The organism is Arcobacter venerupis (genome assembly GCF_013201665.1).
Taxonomy (GTDB): domain Bacteria; phylum Campylobacterota; class Campylobacteria; order Campylobacterales; family Arcobacteraceae; genus Aliarcobacter; species Aliarcobacter venerupis.
In genome coordinates this window covers 1,124,045-1,140,734 of record NZ_CP053840.1, presented here as the reverse complement: position 1 = coordinate 1,140,734, position 16,690 = coordinate 1,124,045, and the positions used below count along the sequence as shown (strand labels likewise).

15 protein-coding genes are annotated in these 16,690 nt (G+C 27.1%); 5 read left to right on the top strand and 10 right to left on the bottom strand.

The annotated features are described in order from the left end of the window. Positions 1-2 precede the first annotated feature (2 nt). The 5 genes from AVENP_RS05680 to AVENP_RS05660 form a co-directional block, all read right to left on the bottom strand. Positions 3-701: an efflux RND transporter periplasmic adaptor subunit gene (locus AVENP_RS05680; RefSeq protein WP_128358862.1), complete on the bottom strand. Its 699-nt coding sequence runs from the start codon at positions 699-701 to the stop codon at positions 3-5. Then, positions 698-1,921, bottom strand: a complete 1,224-nt coding sequence (locus tag AVENP_RS05675; RefSeq protein ID WP_172664225.1) for a TolC family protein — start codon at positions 1,919-1,921, stop codon at positions 698-700. Before AVENP_RS05675 ends, AVENP_RS05680 begins: the two co-directional genes overlap by 4 nt. Next, positions 1,921-2,532: a TetR/AcrR family transcriptional regulator gene (locus AVENP_RS05670; RefSeq protein WP_128358864.1), complete on the bottom strand. Its 612-nt coding sequence runs from the start codon at positions 2,530-2,532 to the stop codon at positions 1,921-1,923. Before AVENP_RS05670 ends, AVENP_RS05675 begins: the two co-directional genes overlap by 1 nt. A 252-nt stretch (positions 2,533-2,784) precedes the next feature. Beyond that, positions 2,785-3,336, bottom strand: a complete 552-nt coding sequence (locus tag AVENP_RS05665) for a tetratricopeptide repeat protein (RefSeq protein ID WP_128358865.1) — start codon at positions 3,334-3,336, stop codon at positions 2,785-2,787. A 68-nt stretch (positions 3,337-3,404) separates the two neighbouring features. After that, positions 3,405-5,426, bottom strand: a complete 2,022-nt coding sequence (locus AVENP_RS05660) for a HAMP domain-containing methyl-accepting chemotaxis protein (RefSeq protein WP_128358866.1) — start codon at positions 5,424-5,426, stop codon at positions 3,405-3,407. Between the two features lie 158 nt (positions 5,427-5,584). Between AVENP_RS05660 and AVENP_RS05655 the strand changes: the two genes are divergently transcribed. The 5 genes from AVENP_RS05655 (at position 5,585) to AVENP_RS05635 (ending at position 12,374) form a co-directional block, all read left to right on the top strand. Beyond that, a complete protein-coding gene (locus AVENP_RS05655; RefSeq protein ID WP_128358867.1) occupies positions 5,585-7,210 on the top strand; it encodes a UvrD-helicase domain-containing protein in 1,626 nt (541 codons plus the stop codon). Positions 7,211-7,219: 9 nt separating this feature from the next. Further along, on the top strand, positions 7,220-8,164 hold the full coding sequence (locus tag AVENP_RS05650) for a hypothetical protein (RefSeq protein WP_128358868.1): 945 nt from the start codon (positions 7,220-7,222) through the stop codon (positions 8,162-8,164). Further along, complete coding sequence (locus AVENP_RS05645) at positions 8,161-10,302, top strand: hypothetical protein (RefSeq protein WP_128358869.1); 2,142 nt, start codon at positions 8,161-8,163, stop codon at positions 10,300-10,302. Before AVENP_RS05650 ends, AVENP_RS05645 begins: the two co-directional genes overlap by 4 nt. A 66-nt stretch (positions 10,303-10,368) precedes the next feature. After that, entirely contained in the window at positions 10,369-11,115 is a 747-nt protein-coding gene (locus AVENP_RS05640) for a hypothetical protein (RefSeq protein ID WP_118885999.1), read from the top strand. Between the two features lie 11 nt (positions 11,116-11,126). Then, positions 11,127-12,374 carry a response regulator gene (locus tag AVENP_RS05635; RefSeq protein WP_128358870.1) on the top strand — a complete coding sequence of 416 codons (1,248 nt, stop codon included), beginning with the start codon at positions 11,127-11,129 and terminating at the stop codon, positions 12,372-12,374. Between the two features lie 5 nt (positions 12,375-12,379). On the opposite strand, the gene ureG is transcribed toward AVENP_RS05635, so the two are convergent. The 5 genes from ureG to AVENP_RS05610 all read right to left on the bottom strand — a co-directional run bounded on the left by ureG (position 12,380) and on the right by AVENP_RS05610 (position 16,622). Beyond that, positions 12,380-12,967 carry an urease accessory protein UreG gene (gene ureG, locus AVENP_RS05630; protein WP_128358871.1) on the bottom strand — a complete coding sequence of 196 codons (588 nt, stop codon included), beginning with the start codon at positions 12,965-12,967 and terminating at the stop codon, positions 12,380-12,382. Between the two features lie 125 nt (positions 12,968-13,092). Beyond that, the gene (locus AVENP_RS05625) at positions 13,093-13,782 is read right to left on the bottom strand and encodes an urease accessory protein UreF (protein WP_128358872.1); all 690 of its coding nucleotides are present in this window, start codon (positions 13,780-13,782) and stop codon (positions 13,093-13,095) included. A gap of 1 nt (position 13,783) precedes the next feature. Next, positions 13,784-14,230 carry an urease accessory protein UreE gene (locus AVENP_RS05620; protein WP_128358873.1) on the bottom strand — a complete coding sequence of 149 codons (447 nt, stop codon included), beginning with the start codon at positions 14,228-14,230 and terminating at the stop codon, positions 13,784-13,786. Positions 14,231-14,239: 9 nt separating this feature from the next. Next, the gene (gene ureC / locus AVENP_RS05615; RefSeq protein ID WP_128358874.1) at positions 14,240-15,943 is read right to left on the bottom strand and encodes an urease subunit alpha; all 1,704 of its coding nucleotides are present in this window, start codon (positions 15,941-15,943) and stop codon (positions 14,240-14,242) included. A gap of 1 nt (position 15,944) precedes the next feature. Continuing rightward, positions 15,945-16,622 (bottom strand): urease subunit beta, encoded by a 678-nt coding sequence (locus AVENP_RS05610; protein ID WP_128358875.1) that lies wholly within the window; start codon positions 16,620-16,622, stop codon positions 15,945-15,947. Positions 16,623-16,690 lie beyond the last annotated feature (68 nt).

The following is a 16,690-nucleotide window of genomic DNA, read 5'->3' as shown; positions in this document are numbered from 1 at the left end:
ATTTATTCTGCTTTAATTGAGCCATTACCAAAAAGGCCTGGCATAAGATTTGTAGCTTTTACTTCAGCTTCCATTTGTCTTGTTTCATTTAAAATTTTTGGATAAATTTTTGTGATTTTTCCTTCATATGTTTTTTCACTTCCATCAACTTTATATACAAATTTTTGTCCAATTTTAACTTTTTGCCAATATTTCTCATCAAATTTCAATACAAGTTTTACATCATCTAAAGATATAACATCTAAAAGATTTGTTTGAGAAGCTAATACAATAGCACCTAAATCTATATTTTTTTTAGTAACAACTAAATCATATGGCGCTCTTAATTCAGTTTTTCTCAGAATTATCTCTTTATTTTGTGCATTTAATTGAGTAATGTCTTTATCATAAATGTAATTATCCATCGTTTCTTTATCTATAACATCAGATATTTTTGCATATCTTGCATAAGTTTTATAAGAGTGTTCTGCTTGTTTTTTTGCAGTTTCGTATTCATTTCTTTCTTGTGAATTATTTAAAGAAAGAAGTAAAGCTCCTTTTGTAATCTTATCTCCAACATTTACATTTAATGTTGCTACAATTCCAGATGTAGATAGTCCAAGTTGTGATTCTTTTTCACTAACAACATCAAATGTTGCATAAATTTCTTCTGCAAATAAGGCTTGAAACATAAATAATATAAGTATAAAAATCTTTTTCATTGAATAGCTCCTTTAATATTTTCGCCCATTTCATAAAGCAATACTGCTTTTTGATATTCAACTTCATTTAGGGCTGTTTGAAGTTGAGAATTTGAATTAAATTTATCACTAAGTGCGTCAAGATAACTAACATTATCCACAATACCTTGTTGGAATTTCTTTTTAATTAATTCATAAGTCATTTCTGAAGCTTGAAGTTGTGCTCTTGCTGCTTCAATTTTTGCCAAAGAAGTTTTATAACTATTTTGTGCACTTTTTAAACTAGCTTTTGCTTTTTGTTTTTCATAAGCTAAGTCACTATTTTTAGATAAATAGTTTAAATATGCAGCTTGGGCATTAGCATTTGTAGAACCAAAATCAAAAATTTTCCATTCCATTGATAATTGAACACTATTTTGTTGATCCAAACTTTCTGTTGCAAGTGGATAATCAAAATCATATTTAGAATATGTATCTTGAAGTGTAATTGTTGGCTTATTAGGTGCTTTTGCAATTTTTATTTCTGCTTTATTACTTTGTACACTCTCTTCAAGAGCTAATATATCAAGACGTTTTCCTTCTTCTATATTTGAATCATTATAAACAATTGAAGAACCTTTTTCGACAGAAACTTCTGCTCCTGTTAAATACTCCAAAGTATTAGAAATGTTGTTTAATGAGTTATCTAATGTTAATAAATCAACTTTTGTTTGCTCAAGAGATGAAACAATCTTTTGTAATTCATCAACAGTAATTGTGCCAACTGATAAATATTTTTCTAAACGATAACGTTCAGATTCAAGTTGTTCCATTTTTTTCAATGTTGATTCTTTACTAGCAAGTGTACTTAAATAGTTATAATAGTTATAAATAACATCTAATGAAATATTATTTTGCACAGAAGCTAAAGTAAAAGTTGCAGATTTAATAAGTGCTTGTTGTTGTTCAAAAGATGCTTCTCTTTTTCCTCCATCATAAATAGTAAATGAAAGTGTCGCTGATCCTGTAGTACTTTTATCTGGTGTTGAGGCATTACTATCTTTATTAAAAGTTTGATTTGCGCCTAAAGTTAGATTTGGCATATATCCACTTTTTGTTGCGTACTCTTTTTCTTTTGTTGATTCTAAACTATAACGAGAAGATTCTACTTGTTTATTTTGTTCTGCTAGATTTAAAAGTTCTGTTAAATTCCCTGCAAAACAAAATAGTGGCAAAAAGTATAAAATTATTGATTTTTTCATCATTTTTCCTTTGTACAATGTTCTAGTAAATAACTTATATATTTAGTTAGCATTAGTTGGGAATCATTAAAACTCATATTAGAAGCTTTTGATTTAACAATTGAACCTTTTAAAAGCATTATAATTGTGTGTGATAAGGTATCAATATCATCAATAAAAAATTCGCCTTTATCAACACCTTCTTGTAAACACGTAGAAATAAAATCATAATCTAATTTAAAAAAATTGTCGAAATATTCTGAATAAATATTAGTTTTATCAATAAGTAATGAACTAATAAATTGCTGGAAAAGAATAAGTATTTGCTCTTGATCATAATCCCCTAAACATTGTGTAAAATCATAATATTCTAGGATTTTCTCTTTTGCACTCATGTTTGGATTGATTCTTTGATTAAATAATATATCGTGTTGTTGTACGATTAAATCCCAAATAGTAAATATAATTTCTTCTTTATTTTTAAAATAGAGATATATTGTTCCTTTTGCGACTCCTGCACTTTTAGCTATTTCATCAATACTTGTTTGTTGTATTCCCTTATCACAAAAAAGTTTTATTGATGATAGTGCTATATCACATCTTTTTTCATCTTTATCTATAATTCTTGCCATAAAACGCCTTTCATAAATGAATGACCGTCAGTCATTTATGAAATAGTATTATTTTTTTTTTAAATTGTCAAGACTTATTTAGATATTTTTGCTATAGATTTTTTGTAGTAAAAGTAGTTTTAATGGCTTTTAAAATTTACTTTGTGATTATTTTATTAGAATAAATAACTCTTATATTTTTTTTGTTTGATTTAATAAATAAAGGTGATAATTTAGAGTGCAGTAGGAAAAAGATATAACTTTTTCCTAAAATTAGTTACATAAAGTAGAGTCTTGTTGGCATAATACTTCAAGATTAACTTTAGCTTCTTTATGTCCTTGATTAGCAGCTAATCGATAATACATAGCAGCTTTTTTTAAATCTTGATCTACGCCTATTGCATTTTGATACATAGTTCCAAGATTGTATTGAGCTTCTGCATATCCTTGATTTGCTGATTGTTCAAACCATTTTAATGCTTCTTTATCAGATTGACCTATCGCAGAACCATTTGCGTACATATTACCTAAGTCATTTTGAGCTTTTGGATCACCTTTTAGGGCTTTTTCTTTTAAACCCATTAACTTAGGTTTCCCCTTATTTGTTTCAATATTTTGAACAGGAGCTGTTTGTTCTGAGCTATTTTGTTCAGAAGTAATTGGAGGTGTTTGTTCAGAATTATTTGAATCTGTAGCACTTTGCTGTGAATTGTTTTGTTCTGAATTATTTTGAGTTAAATCATTTGAAGTTGCAGGTTTGTTAACAAAAAATATTGTACCTACTAAAGCGACTAAAACTAATAAACTTAAAACTATTTTTTTCATTTCTTTTCCTAATATTCAATGGTATTAAATAGTTCTAATTATAACAAAATTACTTTAAAAGGAGAGTTTTAAAAACTCTCCCACTCGTCATTATCTTTTACATTTGAAGTTACTGTTTTTTTAACTTCAACTTTTGGAGTGCTATGTGATTCAACTTTCTTAGCTTGAACTTTTGGAGTTGTAGTTTGTTTTATTTCAACTGCTTTTGTATTATTAGATTTTTTTGCTTTAACCTCATGTTTACCTTCAAACTCTTTTTCATTTGCATCAGCAACAATAATTGAAGCAATACTTTGTGTTTCATTTGCTATATCTTTTGTTTGACTAGCAACTATTGCATTTGCTTGTGTTTGTTGGTCTAATGAATTAATCGCATTATTAATTTGGGCAATTCCTTGTTGTTGTTCTTTAATAACAACCTCTACACTTTTAATTAATTGCATTGTTTTAGAAATATTTTCAGTTAATCCACCATATCCTAGAATCATTTTATCAGCAATTTTTTTACCATTATTTGCTTTTCCTGTTGCATTTTCTACTAATGTTTTTATCTCTTTTGCTGCTTCTGCACTTCTACTTGCAAGATTTCTTACTTCTGCTGCAACTACCGCAAATCCTTTTCCAGCTTCTCCTGCTGTTGCTGCTTCTACGGCTGCATTTAATGAGAGAATATTTGTTTGGAATGCAATTTGGTCAATTACTGTTATTGCTTCATTTATTGCATTAACTTGTGTATTTATCTCATCCATTGAAACTGTTGTTTCACTTGCAAGTTTTTGTCCTTCATTTGCAGAATTAGTAAGTTCATTTGCATAAGTAACCATTTGCATTACATTTTGCGTATTGCTTGACATGTTACTTGTTATTTCTTCTAAAGCTGCCGCTGTTTCTTCAATACTAGCTGCTGCTTGTGTTGATGCTCTACTTAATTTATCAACATTTGTTAAAAGATAATCTGCACTATCTTGTAGTGATAATCCATTTGTTTTATTTAAAACCAACATATCACTTATAACTTTTGCTAAAGAGTTTAATCCAATAGCTGTTTGACCTGTTGCATCAGGAATTCTATAAGCAAAATTCATATTTTGGAAGTGAGTTAAAGCACCTTCAATTTTGTTTATATCAGTTGAAACTTTTTGGGCTATAACTTTTAACATTTCATTAAAAATTACTTTTAACTCTTCAAGAGATTCATTTTGTGTATTTGCATTTACTTTAGTACTTAAATTACCAGTTTTAACAACTTCAACTACTTTTTTAACATCTGCAATTAAATGTTCATCTTCACTTATAGATTTTTTTGTTTTATCAATATTAAAGTTTACAACTTCTGAAATTTTACTAATTTCATCATTTGAACTTGTATCAAGCATTGCTACATCTTTTGTTTCTTTATTTAAGAAAGCAAAAAATCCTAAAAGTCCATCTTGTAATTTTTTAATAGAACTATTAATATTTTTACCTAATAAATATGAAAATAAAATCGTTATAAAAATTGTTAATAATGCAATTACTAAAAATACAGTTAAAGAAACTTCAATTAAATCACTTGTATCTTTTTTATTTGAATCAATAATTTTATAAGTTTCTTCTGTAAAGAAATCAATTAAATCTCTCATAGATTCATAATCTTTAAGATAAGTAGTAAAATAAAAACTTTTTGCTTCAGTAATATTTTTACTATTTACGAAACTCACAATCTTTTCTGTGTTAGCTTTTGTTAATGCATAGTATTTTTCAAATTCATCAAATTTATCTTTATTAGCAGATAATTTATCAGCTAATCTTGCTTTAAATTTCTCATATCTTTGAAAAACTTGTAATACATTATCATTTACACCTTTAGTAATTAACTTATTTATTTTTTCGTTATCATCTAAATTCATAATCTGAATTAATGCCACATTTGACTGATATGAATCCCTATCAGCTTCGAGTAAAAATGTAATTCCAGAGAAATTCACATCTGCAAGCTCATTAACATTTGATTTCATACTTGATATATTATACGAAACATAAACACTTGATGATATTGATAACATCAACAATACCAAAAATGCCATAACAATTTTATTTCTTATACTCATTTGATTTCCCCTGTATATTTATTATTACTATTCTAACATAACAATCTGAGTAATTTACTTATATAATCTGAGCAATCTGAGTAAAAATAAATTTAAAATCTTTTTCTCTCAATCGACTTTTTTATCGGCAATTTAGTCTGTATTGCTACAATTCCAAGATGATATTAACCAAAGAACAAGAAGAGATAATCAATAGCGATAAACTCTCATTTAAAATCAATGCCGTTGCTGGAAGTGGGAAAACAACAACACTACTTGAGTATGCGAAAAAAAATTCACATTTAAAGATTTTATATTTAGCATATAACAAATCTTTGCAAACTTCACTACAAGATAAACTCAAAGATTACAATTTGCCTTTTATGCATATAAGTACTATTCACTCATTAGCATATAATAAAATTGAAGCTTATAACTACACTCTTGCCCATGATTTAAAAAATCAAATTATAGAAAATTTGCTAATTAAACATGAACTTACAATAAATCAAAAAGCCTATTATCCTATTCCTGAATATGTAGCTTTGATAAAAGATTTAGTAAATTTTTATTGTAACTCTTCTTTAATCGCACTTGACTCAAAACTAATTGAGTCTTACAAAAAACAATCTGAACTAGGTGCAAAAATACTTGAACTAATAAATAAAAATGAAACAAGAGTAATTGAGCATCTAAAAACAATTTTAAGTGCCATGAAAAACAAAATCATAGATGCAACTCACGATTTTTATCTAAAGATGTTTTATCTAAATAAAAAAGTATCAACAAATCTGCCTTATGATTTGATTTTAGTTGATGAAGCTCAGGATATTAGTGATGTAATGATTGGAATTGTTGAAAATCAAAGTTGTAGACGAATTTATGTTGGAGATTCATTTCAACAAATTTATACCTTTAGATTTGCCACAAATGCCTTAAATAAAATAGATTTACCTTCTTATGATTTAACACAAAGTTTTAGATTTGGAGATAACTTTGCCAAGGTTTTACAAAATAATCTAAATAGTTTATATGAGATAAATTCCTCAAAACCTCTAAAAATTTCAGGAATAGAGAAAACCACTTTGATGGGAAAAAATCATATTGATTTTTCTAAACAGTTTTGTGTGATAGCTCGAAGTACTTTTGGATTAATCCAACAATTAGTCTATTTTATCCACGATAAAAAAAAGGTTTATTTTGAGGGTGGATATAACTCTTATTCATTTATGAACCAAACTGTTTATTCTATTTTTTATCTAAAACAGAAAAAAAATGACAAAATCACAATAGATGAAATAAAAGATTTTGAAACAATAAGTGAGCTTGAACAGTTTGCAAAAGATACAAAAAATCAAGATTATCTAAATATTATCAAGTTTATCAATACTTACGGAGATAATATTTTTGAGATAAACAAAAAAATAAAAGAATTTTTAGTAACTGATAAAAATCAAGCTGATATTATTTTTACAACTACCCATAAATCAAAGGGCTTGGAATATGAACAAGTAATAATGGCTGATGATTTTATCTCAAAAAAAGAGATAGTAAATACAAAAAATAAACTCTCATATCTAAGAGTAAATGAAGAGTTAAATATCTATTATGTAGCAGCAACAAGAGCCAAAGATGCCGTACAACTAGCTGATTTAAATCTAACATATACTTACAATGAAAATGATGAAACAACAACCCATGTAAAATCTAGATTTATAAGCAAACGAGCAGATAATAAAAAAAGTAAAGAACTGCAAGAAGAGTGGTTGAAAAATAATAGAGCGAATAAAATAAACGCATTTTAAAGGATTTTCATGAGAATAGTTTTACTATTATTAAGTGCTGTATTTTTGATTGTTAGTTTTATTTTTATTCAAAATAAAAAAGAAGAACCAATAAACATATCTTTTTATCATTGGGAAAATAGTTATAATCAAAAAGAGATAAAACAAAAAGTTTATGTAAAAGTTTTAGATATTTCTTACTCTTCAAAAATTGAAGTTATAAACACGATTTTTCAAACAAAAGCAAATGATATTTTTGTTCCTGTTGTTTATATCACAAACGATACTATGAAAAATGTAGATTATTCGATTATTAGTAATCAAATTATCAGAAACCTAAAATCCACTAATTTAAGTTTTGAAGAGTTACAAATAGATTGTGATTGGTCAAGTAGTACTCAGTCAAATTATTTTAAACTTCTTGAAGATTTAAAAATAAAACTAAACAAAACTTTAAGTGCAACTATTCGACTTCATCAAATAAAGTATTATGTAAAAACAGGAATTCCTCCTGTTGATTATGGAGTTTTGATGTATTACAATATGTCTGATATATCAGATATAAACACAAAAAATTCTATATTAGATAATGACATTGCAAAAAAATATCACTATAATTTTGATAGTTATAAATTAAAATTAAAACTTGCACTTCCACTTTATTCTCAAGCTATCCAATTTAGAGAAAACAAAGCTTTAGATATTTTTGAAGGAGCAGAAAAAAAAGATTTTGATGAAAATTTTAAAGCTTTAGATAACAATAAATATGAAGTTATAAATAGTACTTATTTTAAAGGTAGATATGTTTATAAAGGTGATATTTTTAGATTTGAAGACTCAGAAAAAGAAGATATAAAAATAGCTTTTGATGATTTTTTTAAAATATCAAAAAATAGATTTAATGAAGTGATTTTTTACACTTTAAAATATGAAAATAAATATGATTTAGAAAAACTAATAAAAGGAAAACAATGATTTTAAAAGCATTTATTTTAAGCCTGATTTTAAACATTTCCCTACTTGCCTGCGCTGATGGTTGGGATTATAACGAAAAAGAGTTTGTATTTTTAGAACATAGAAATCAACCCTTTTCAAATATTGCAGAAGAGATAAAATCTGCAAATGTTTATAATACAATTTATTGGAGTTATGAAAAAAACAATAAAGAAAAAAATATTCAAGAGTGGATGAAACAACTAAATGATAGTTTTTCTGCAAAACAGATTGAAGATTTTGTTTACAAAAGAAAAGACTTAAACTTGATAAAAGACAAAGAGATTAAAGATTATTTGATTTTTGTTAGTGAACAAGAAAAACATGTAAGTGATGGATATTATTCAAATGATGAACTAAAAAATTTAAAAGATTTTAATCTTTTAATAAAAGAAGCTGTTGCAAAAATAGATACAGTAAATTCACCATATTTAAAACTAAGATACTTTTATTTAGCTCTAAGACTTGCCCACTTTAAAAATCAAGAACCTTTGGCTTTATATGAAAAATATAAATATCTATTAGATTCAAAAAATAATACTATTGTAAAAGATTGGATTCAAGGTTTATACGCTGGTGCATTGGTTAAAAATGCACAAACTGTAAAAGGAGTTTATGAATTTACTAAATTATTTGATGAAAACAGAATAAATTGGCATTTAAGTTACTACAATTTTCATCATATAAAAACAAATGAACAATGGAATGAATTACTAAAATTAGCACAAAATAATGAAGAAAAAACAAAATTTTATGCCCTTAGAGCTTTAAATGAAAATAGTAATGTAATGGAAGAGTTACAAAATATTTATACTATTGATAAAAATTCAAAATGGTTTGATTTTACACTTTATAGAGAGCTTTTAAATACTCAACATTTTTTTGATCAAAATAATGAAATTGAAAGAAATTTTCCATTTAAAAAATATGTAGATTATTTAAAAACTATAAATAAAGATGATATGTATTTAGTTAATTTATCTTTAGGATATTTTAATTTATATGAAAATAATTTTGCTGAAGCTTCAACTATTGAAAAAGACTTATTAAATAAATACCCAAATTCACATGAAGTTCAAACTTTTTCTTATATTTTATATCTTCAAAAATTAGAAAAAATTGACAGAGAAACTGAAAATATAATTTATGACAAAATGGAAAAACTAATCAAAGAGGAAACAACTTCAAGTGCTATTCATGATTATACTTTTGTTGTATTAAAAAAACTATATCTAAAACAAAATGACAAATTTTATGCTTTTTTAGCTTCTAATATTAACTATTTAGATGAAGCTTCTTTTGATTTAGCATTATTAGAAAAATTCAGAATTTTTATGCAAGAGCCAAAACAATCAAAAATTCAAGAACATTTTGCAAAAAAATATTTAGAACAAAATTTATTAAAAAAACAAAACAATCAATTTGTTTTAAATGATAATCTACAAGAAGCAAAAACAAAACTTCTAATAAATAATCTAAAATTTGAAGAAGCTTTAGAGTTAAACTCTAATTATTTAAGCACTCTTGTTCAGTTTAATCCTTTTAATGGCTTAATTAGAGGAAATAACAGAAGTGGAAAACAAGATGTTATGAGTGTAAAAGAGTTTTTAGAAAAAACTATTCTAATAAAAAAAGAGCTTGAAAAAAATCCAAATAGCGTAATGGATAACTATCTTTTTGCTAATGCTTTATATAATCTTAGTTATTTTGGAAACTCAAATATTTTAACAACAGTTTATAGAAGTGTTTACTCTTTTAATGATAAAGATTTACAAAAAGAGAAAATTGATTTAGCAATAAAATATTATACAAAAGCCCAAGAAGAAGCAAAAGAAAAAGAGTTTAAAGCCAAAATAACTTATATGTTAGCAAAAGCTGAATTAGCTTTATATGATATAAATTATTCAACAAAAACTCAGGATTATTACAACAAAGATTTAAGCAGATTTGAACTTGAGAGATATTGGTTTTATAACAATGAAAAAGTTTATAACTCTTATATCCAAAATAATTATGGAAAATATTTTGATATGTTAAAAAAAGATTATAGTAACACTAAATATTACAATGAGATTATAAAAGAGTGTGCAAATCTTAGAATTTATCAAAAATCAAAATAAATAATTATAAGCAAGGTATTTAGGAATATTTGATAATATATATTTAATAATAAACAAGGGAATTTAATGCAGTATTTTGGAACAATTGAAACTAAATATGAAGAGATTTTTTTAACGCAAAGTTATATGTATTTTAATGCAGAAGATGAAGAGATAACAGTTAAAGAGTTAAAAGAAAAAATAAAAACAGCAAAAGATAAAAAGAAAAATATAATTGGAACTGTATTTTTATACAGTCCAATGGTAACTCCAGTTGGATTTGATTCAAATAAATATTTACTAGAACAAGACTTTGAAGACTTTGGAAAAATGATTGAATTAAAAGGTGAAGGATATATTACAGTTTTTAAACAAGCTATGAGAGAACATTGTGCTGGTAAAATTGTAGAGATTAGAAATCTATTTAATCTAATAGAAAGAAGTATTGATATTCCTGTGCTTTTAGAAAAATTTAATAGTGATTTAGAGAGTTATAACTCTTTTCAAACAACTCAATTTGACAGAGATATTATGTATTTAGACGCAGCAAATTTAATACCTAGTGGTAAATTTGTGTTTTTTTGTTGGGGAGATAAAATCAAAGAAAAAGAGTTTCCTTATATAAATGATTATGCAAGACTTCTTTATGAAAACAGCGTAAAACTTGGTAAAAAAGTTGTTTTTGTTTATAAGAAAGAGAAAACTCAACAAGGAGCTGTTGATTATCTACAATTTTCAAATCCAATGCAAAATTATAAATATAAAAATTCAATAATAAATTCAATTAAAAAGGCTTTTGAAGAGTTTCCTCCATCGGTTACTCCTTACGAATAAAAGGTAGAATAATGTTCACACCAGATTTTTTAAAAAACCAAAGAGTACTGTTTGTAGAAGATGAAGAGTTAGCTAGAGAAAAACTAGCTAAACTCTTAAGTAAACTATTTAAAGAAGTTGTATTAGCTTCAAATGGCCTTGAAGGTTTAAACAAATTTGAAAAATCTAAACTTACAGATGAAAAAATTGATTTAATCATCTCTGATATTAATATGCCAATTATGAATGGCCTTGATATGTTAGAAAAAATTAGAGAAATAGATTATTTTGTTCCTACAATTTTTACAACTGCCAGAAGTGAATCAGAAAATATATTAAAAGCTATTGATTTAAATGTAAGCAACTATATTATCAAACCTATTGATACAACAATTCTTATAAAAAAAATAACTGAAGTTTGTGAAAAAACTTTTTTTGAAACAGAACTTCAAGATAAACAAAAAGAACTTCAAAAATATTTAGATGCAGTTGATAGTGTAGCAGTGATTTATAAAATGGATGAAAATGGAAATATTTTATTCGCAAATAAAAGTATGTTAGAGACTTCAAAATATACACTAGAAGAGATAAAAGAGATAGGATTTTATGGTTTAATTCATCCAGATATTCCAAAAGATTATTTAGAAGAGACATGGAAAACTTTAAAAAATGATGAACCTTGGACAGGAAATACAAAGTTTCTTGGAAAAGACAATGAAGCTTTTTATCTGAAAAATACAATTTTCAAACAAAAAACTGATTCAAGAATAGAATATATAACAATTGGATTTTCAACAACAAAAGAGAATAATGAAAAAAGAGAATTTCAAAAAAAAGTTATAAAAACTATTCAAGAATTTAATAAAAAAGAGTTCACTTATAAAAAGAATATCCAAGAATTAACAGATAAACTCTCACAAGTAGAATCTTATATTCCAAGATTAGAAGAGGAATTAGAAGAACAAAAAGCAAAAACAGCAAATAGACAAAGACAATTAGACCACTATGAAATGCAAATGCACAATGTAGATGAGAAATATTATGGAACTATGACTGTAAAAGCAAAAGAAGCTGAAGAATATGCAAGAACACTTGCAATGATAAAACAAGAAAAAAATCTACTTGCAGAAAAATTTAGAGATGCCAATGGCGAAATAATCGCTACAAAAAAAGAGTTGGCTCTTTTAATGAAAACAAATGAAGAAAAAATTAAAAAGATTTATGACCTAACCGATGTTATAAAATCACTTGAAGCAAAAATCAAAGAGTTAACTGAATAAAAGGCTTATATTAAAGCCTCTATCCATGAAACTACTTGATTTAAACTCTCTTTATCTTTTTTTGAGATAAAAACAGAAGGTTTATTTTTTCTATTATTTGATACATCACTTCTCATTAGTTCTAAATCCACATCCACATATGGTGCTAAATCTATTTTATTTACCACTAGCAAATCTGAAAATAGTAAACCAGCTCCTTTTTTTCGAGGAATATCAGCACCTTGAGCCACATCAATTATATACATATAATAATCAATCAACTCATAAGAAAAAGTAGCACTAAGATTATCTCCACCACTTTCCACAAAAACAATATCAGGATTAAACTTCTCTTCAAGCTCAATTACAGCTCGTTGATTCATAGAAATATCATCTCTGATTGCAGTATGTGGACAACCTCCAGTTTCAACTCCAATGATTCTATTTTCATCCAAATCAAGGTGCTGTTTTAGATAGTTTGCATCTTCTGTTGTATAAATATCATTTGTTACAATTCCTAAAGAGTATTTGTCTTTTAGGATATTTGTTATGCTTTCAATCAAAGAAGTTTTTCCACTTCCAACTGGTCCTGCTATTCCTATTTTTAGTGCCATTTATTACTCCTTTTTAATATTCTCGATTAAGATTTTTATTCTAATTCAAGGCAAAAATTAACGAAGTTTACTATTAGTAAATGAGTTAATTTTTAACGCTGAAATAGGATAAAAAGAAAATCGAGTTATGTTGTAAACATCTTTGGTTCTAGATTTTTATGAGAAAAAATAATTTCCTCGAATAGTGGATTAAAATTTGTGATTTTATTCTCTATATTTTCAAATCCTAAATCTTCTAAAATCTCATCAAATTCAAACAACATTTGTTGTATTTGTGAGGGTTTTATTCTTGATATTTTAAGTGTTGTTGCTGCTATATTTATTAGATTCTTTTTCGTCCACATCACTATAAAATCTTCCATATAAATATCTAAATCATAAGCCAAAGCACTTAAAACTATTATCTCATTTGATTCAGATTTTTTTTCTTCTATGGCTTGAAAATACTCTTTTACAATATCTTTTGAAGCCAGATTTTTTATTTGAGCGAAATAGTTATCTCCCATATTTTTAGAAGCTTTTGCATACTCAAAAGTAAGATATGAAGCATATTGGTTATCAAGTTTTTTTACTAAATTTAGTTTGTTATTTTCTAAAGCTTCAAAAACTTTTTTTATATAAACGAACTCCATTTTTGAGTATTGGTCAATGATTAGATTTTTTAGATAAATTTTTAAACCATCTATATCTTTTACATTCTCTTTTATAATATGTGGTTCAAGTCCAAAAGAGTGCACAAAAACACCTGAGGGAAATGTTCCATCAAGTATTTGTAAAAATCTGCTTAGGCTTTTTAGTTTTGTTCTTTTTTGCATTTTAGTGGCTGTGGTGCGCTTTACCATTTGGTTTAAAGTAGCCTTTTGTTTTCTCACACTTTACAGCTGTATTTGCATAACAATCTTTGATAATATCAGCAAGTGAAATATCATCTAAAACAATAATTTTAAACTCTTCAATCATCACTGGTTGATGTCTATTTCCAATCTCATAAGCAGTTTTTGCAAATGACAAAGCATCACTAAACTCTAAAGTAAAAATTTCATCTTCACTTCTTTTTACTTTGATTGCATATCCATCTTCACAAACTAAAACATCATTTTCATGCAGGTGAGTAAATTTCGCTTTTACTATTAAATTTATATTTTTTTTACTAACAGCTGTTAAGTTTGGTTTTTGCATATCAAACCAAGAGAGTTCAACCTCATCGTTTGCAACAATGTCTTTTTTTATCTCTATTACTTTTTTTATTACGCTAAATGTCAAAACGATTCCTTAAAACATAAAATATTTTTTAGCCATTGGAACTACTGATACATAGTTTGACTCTATTAGTTCACCATTTACTGTTACATCATAAGTTTCTGGATCTACTTTTATATCTCCTATAAAGTCATTTAACTTCATATCTTTTTTACCTATATTTCTTGTGTTTTTAACGGCTAACATTGATTTACTGATTCCAAGTTTTACATCTAAATCATCTTCAAGGGCTACTTTTGAAGTGAATATTACACTTGTTTTTGCACTTGCTTTACCTAAACTTCCAAACATTTTTCTATACATACTTGGTTCTGGTGTTGGAATTGAAGCGTTTGAATCACCCATTAAAGCAAGTGCTATAAATCCACCTTTGATGATAATTTCAGGTTTTACTCCAAAAAATGCTCTATTCCATAAAACTAAATCGGCCATTTTTCCAACTTCTACACTTCCAACATATTCATCAATTCCTGAAGCGATTGCTGGGTTTATTGTATATTTTGCTATATATCTTTTGATTCTATTGTTATCACTTTTTTCATCATCACCCTCCAAAATTCCCCGCTGTTGTTTCATAGAGTCTGCCACTTGCCAAGTTCGTATTAGAACTTCTCCAACTCTTCCCATTGCTTGTGAATCTGAACTTGTGATTGAAATTGCACCCATATCATGAAGTACATCTTCTGCTGCTATTGTTTTTCCTCTGATTCTTGATTCGGCAAAACTTACATCTTCTGGAATTTTTGGACTTAAATGGTGACAAACCATAAGCATATCAAGGTGTTCTTCTATTGTATTTTTTGTGTATGGTAAAGTGGGATTCGTACTTGCTGGAAGTACATTTGCAAGTCCAGCAACTTTTATAATATCAGGGGCATGTCCACCACCAGCACCTTCACTATGGAAAGTGTGAATTGTTCTATTTTTAAAACTTCCAACAGTTGTTTCCACAAATCCTGATTCATTAAGTGTATCTGTATGAATTGCAACTTGTACATCATACTTATCTGCTACACTTAAACAAGTATCTATGGCATTTGGAGTACTTCCCCAATCCTCATGGAGTTTTAGCCCCATAGCTCCTGCTTTTATTTGAACTTCTAAAGCTTCTTTGCTTGAGCTATTTCCTTTTCCCATAAATCCAAAGTTTAAAGGTAAATCATCCACACTTTGAATCATTTTTGCAATATTCCAAGCCCCAGGTGTACAAGTTGTTGCATTTGTTCCAGTATTTGGTCCTGTTCCTCCACCAATCATGGTTGTTACTCCACTAGCTAAGGCTTCATCTATTTGACCCGGACTTATAAAATGAATATGTGTGTCAATTCCACCAGCTGTGATAATTTTCCCCTCAGCAGAAAGTATTTCAGTATTTGCTCCAATTTCTAAACCATGTGTTATTCCATCACATAGATTTGGATTTCCTGATTTTCCAATGGCAAGAATAATTCCATCTTTGATTCCAATATCAGCTTTGTAAATACCTGTATAGTCAATGATTATTGCATTTGTGATAATCAAGTCAGCAACTTCAACAGCAGTTGGACTTTGAGCCATTCCATCACGAATAGTTTTTCCACCACCAAATTTACTCTCTTCACCATAAGTTGTATAATCTTTTTCTATTTTAGCAATCAACGAAGTATCGGCAAGTCTAAATCTATCACCAACAGTTGGTCCATACATTGAAGCATATTTTTCTTTTGACATCTTCATCTTATACTCCTAAAAACTTATTTAGATTTTGCATTGCTTTGGCTTTTACATTTTCATCATCTAAAAAGCCCTCAACCAAACCATTAAATCCACTCACATATCTTCTTCCACTAAAATCTATTAAGTTAATACTTTTTATAGAACCCGGCTCAAACCGTACAGAAGTTCCAGCTGCAACATCAAGTCTTTTTCCATAAGCTTGGCTTCTATCAAAATCTAAAGCACTATTTACTTCAAAGAAGTGATAATGTGAACCTATTTGAACTGGTCTATCACCTTTGTTTTCAACTTCAATAGTAATAACTTGTTTATTTGCATTTAATTCTATTTCACCCTCGTCTATTAAATAAGCACCTGGTAAATCTGAACTATTTTTATAAGGGATTGGATTATGAACAGTAACAAGTTTTGTTCCATCATCAAAAGTAGCTTCCACTTGAACCATATGCATCATGGAAGCCACTCCATCCATAACATGCTCTTCTTTTAGAACTTTTGTAGCATCAACCATAAGTTGGGCAACACTTTTTCCATCCCTTGCACCTTCAATTATATATGAGCTCAAAATTGCTGTAGCTTCTGGAAAGTTTAGTTTTAAACCTCTATTTTTTCTCTCATGTGCTAGACATGAAGCTGTATAAAGCATTAGTTTTTCTTGTTCACGATTTGTAAGAAACATCTTATTATCTCCTTTTAAAATTATTATATATATTAAAAATTTCAGTATTAGTTTATCAAATTTAAAAC

Coding starts and splice junctions, on each gene's coding strand:
- AVENP_RS05680 (WP_128358862.1), bottom strand. CDS start 701: ATGAAAAAGATTTTTATACTTATATTATTTATGTTTCAAGCCTTATTT.
- AVENP_RS05675 (WP_172664225.1), bottom strand. CDS start 1,921: ATGAAAAAATCAATAATTTTATACTTTTTGCCACTATTTTGTTTTGCA.
- AVENP_RS05670 (WP_128358864.1), bottom strand. CDS start 2,532: ATGGCAAGAATTATAGATAAAGATGAAAAAAGATGTGATATAGCACTA.
- AVENP_RS05665 (WP_128358865.1), bottom strand. CDS start 3,336: ATGAAAAAAATAGTTTTAAGTTTATTAGTTTTAGTCGCTTTAGTAGGT.
- AVENP_RS05660 (WP_128358866.1), bottom strand. CDS start 5,426: ATGAGTATAAGAAATAAAATTGTTATGGCATTTTTGGTATTGTTGATG.
- AVENP_RS05655 (WP_128358867.1), top strand. CDS start 5,585: ATGATATTAACCAAAGAACAAGAAGAGATAATCAATAGCGATAAACTC.
- AVENP_RS05650 (WP_128358868.1), top strand. CDS start 7,220: ATGAGAATAGTTTTACTATTATTAAGTGCTGTATTTTTGATTGTTAGT.
- AVENP_RS05645 (WP_128358869.1), top strand. CDS start 8,161: ATGATTTTAAAAGCATTTATTTTAAGCCTGATTTTAAACATTTCCCTA.
- AVENP_RS05640 (WP_118885999.1), top strand. CDS start 10,369: ATGCAGTATTTTGGAACAATTGAAACTAAATATGAAGAGATTTTTTTA.
- AVENP_RS05635 (WP_128358870.1), top strand. CDS start 11,127: ATGTTCACACCAGATTTTTTAAAAAACCAAAGAGTACTGTTTGTAGAA.
- ureG (WP_128358871.1), bottom strand. CDS start 12,967: ATGGCACTAAAAATAGGAATAGCAGGACCAGTTGGAAGTGGAAAAACT.
- AVENP_RS05625 (WP_128358872.1), bottom strand. CDS start 13,782: ATGCAAAAAAGAACAAAACTAAAAAGCCTAAGCAGATTTTTACAAATA.
- ureC (WP_128358874.1), bottom strand. CDS start 15,943: ATGAAGATGTCAAAAGAAAAATATGCTTCAATGTATGGACCAACTGTT.
- AVENP_RS05610 (WP_128358875.1), bottom strand. CDS start 16,622: ATGTTTCTTACAAATCGTGAACAAGAAAAACTAATGCTTTATACAGCT.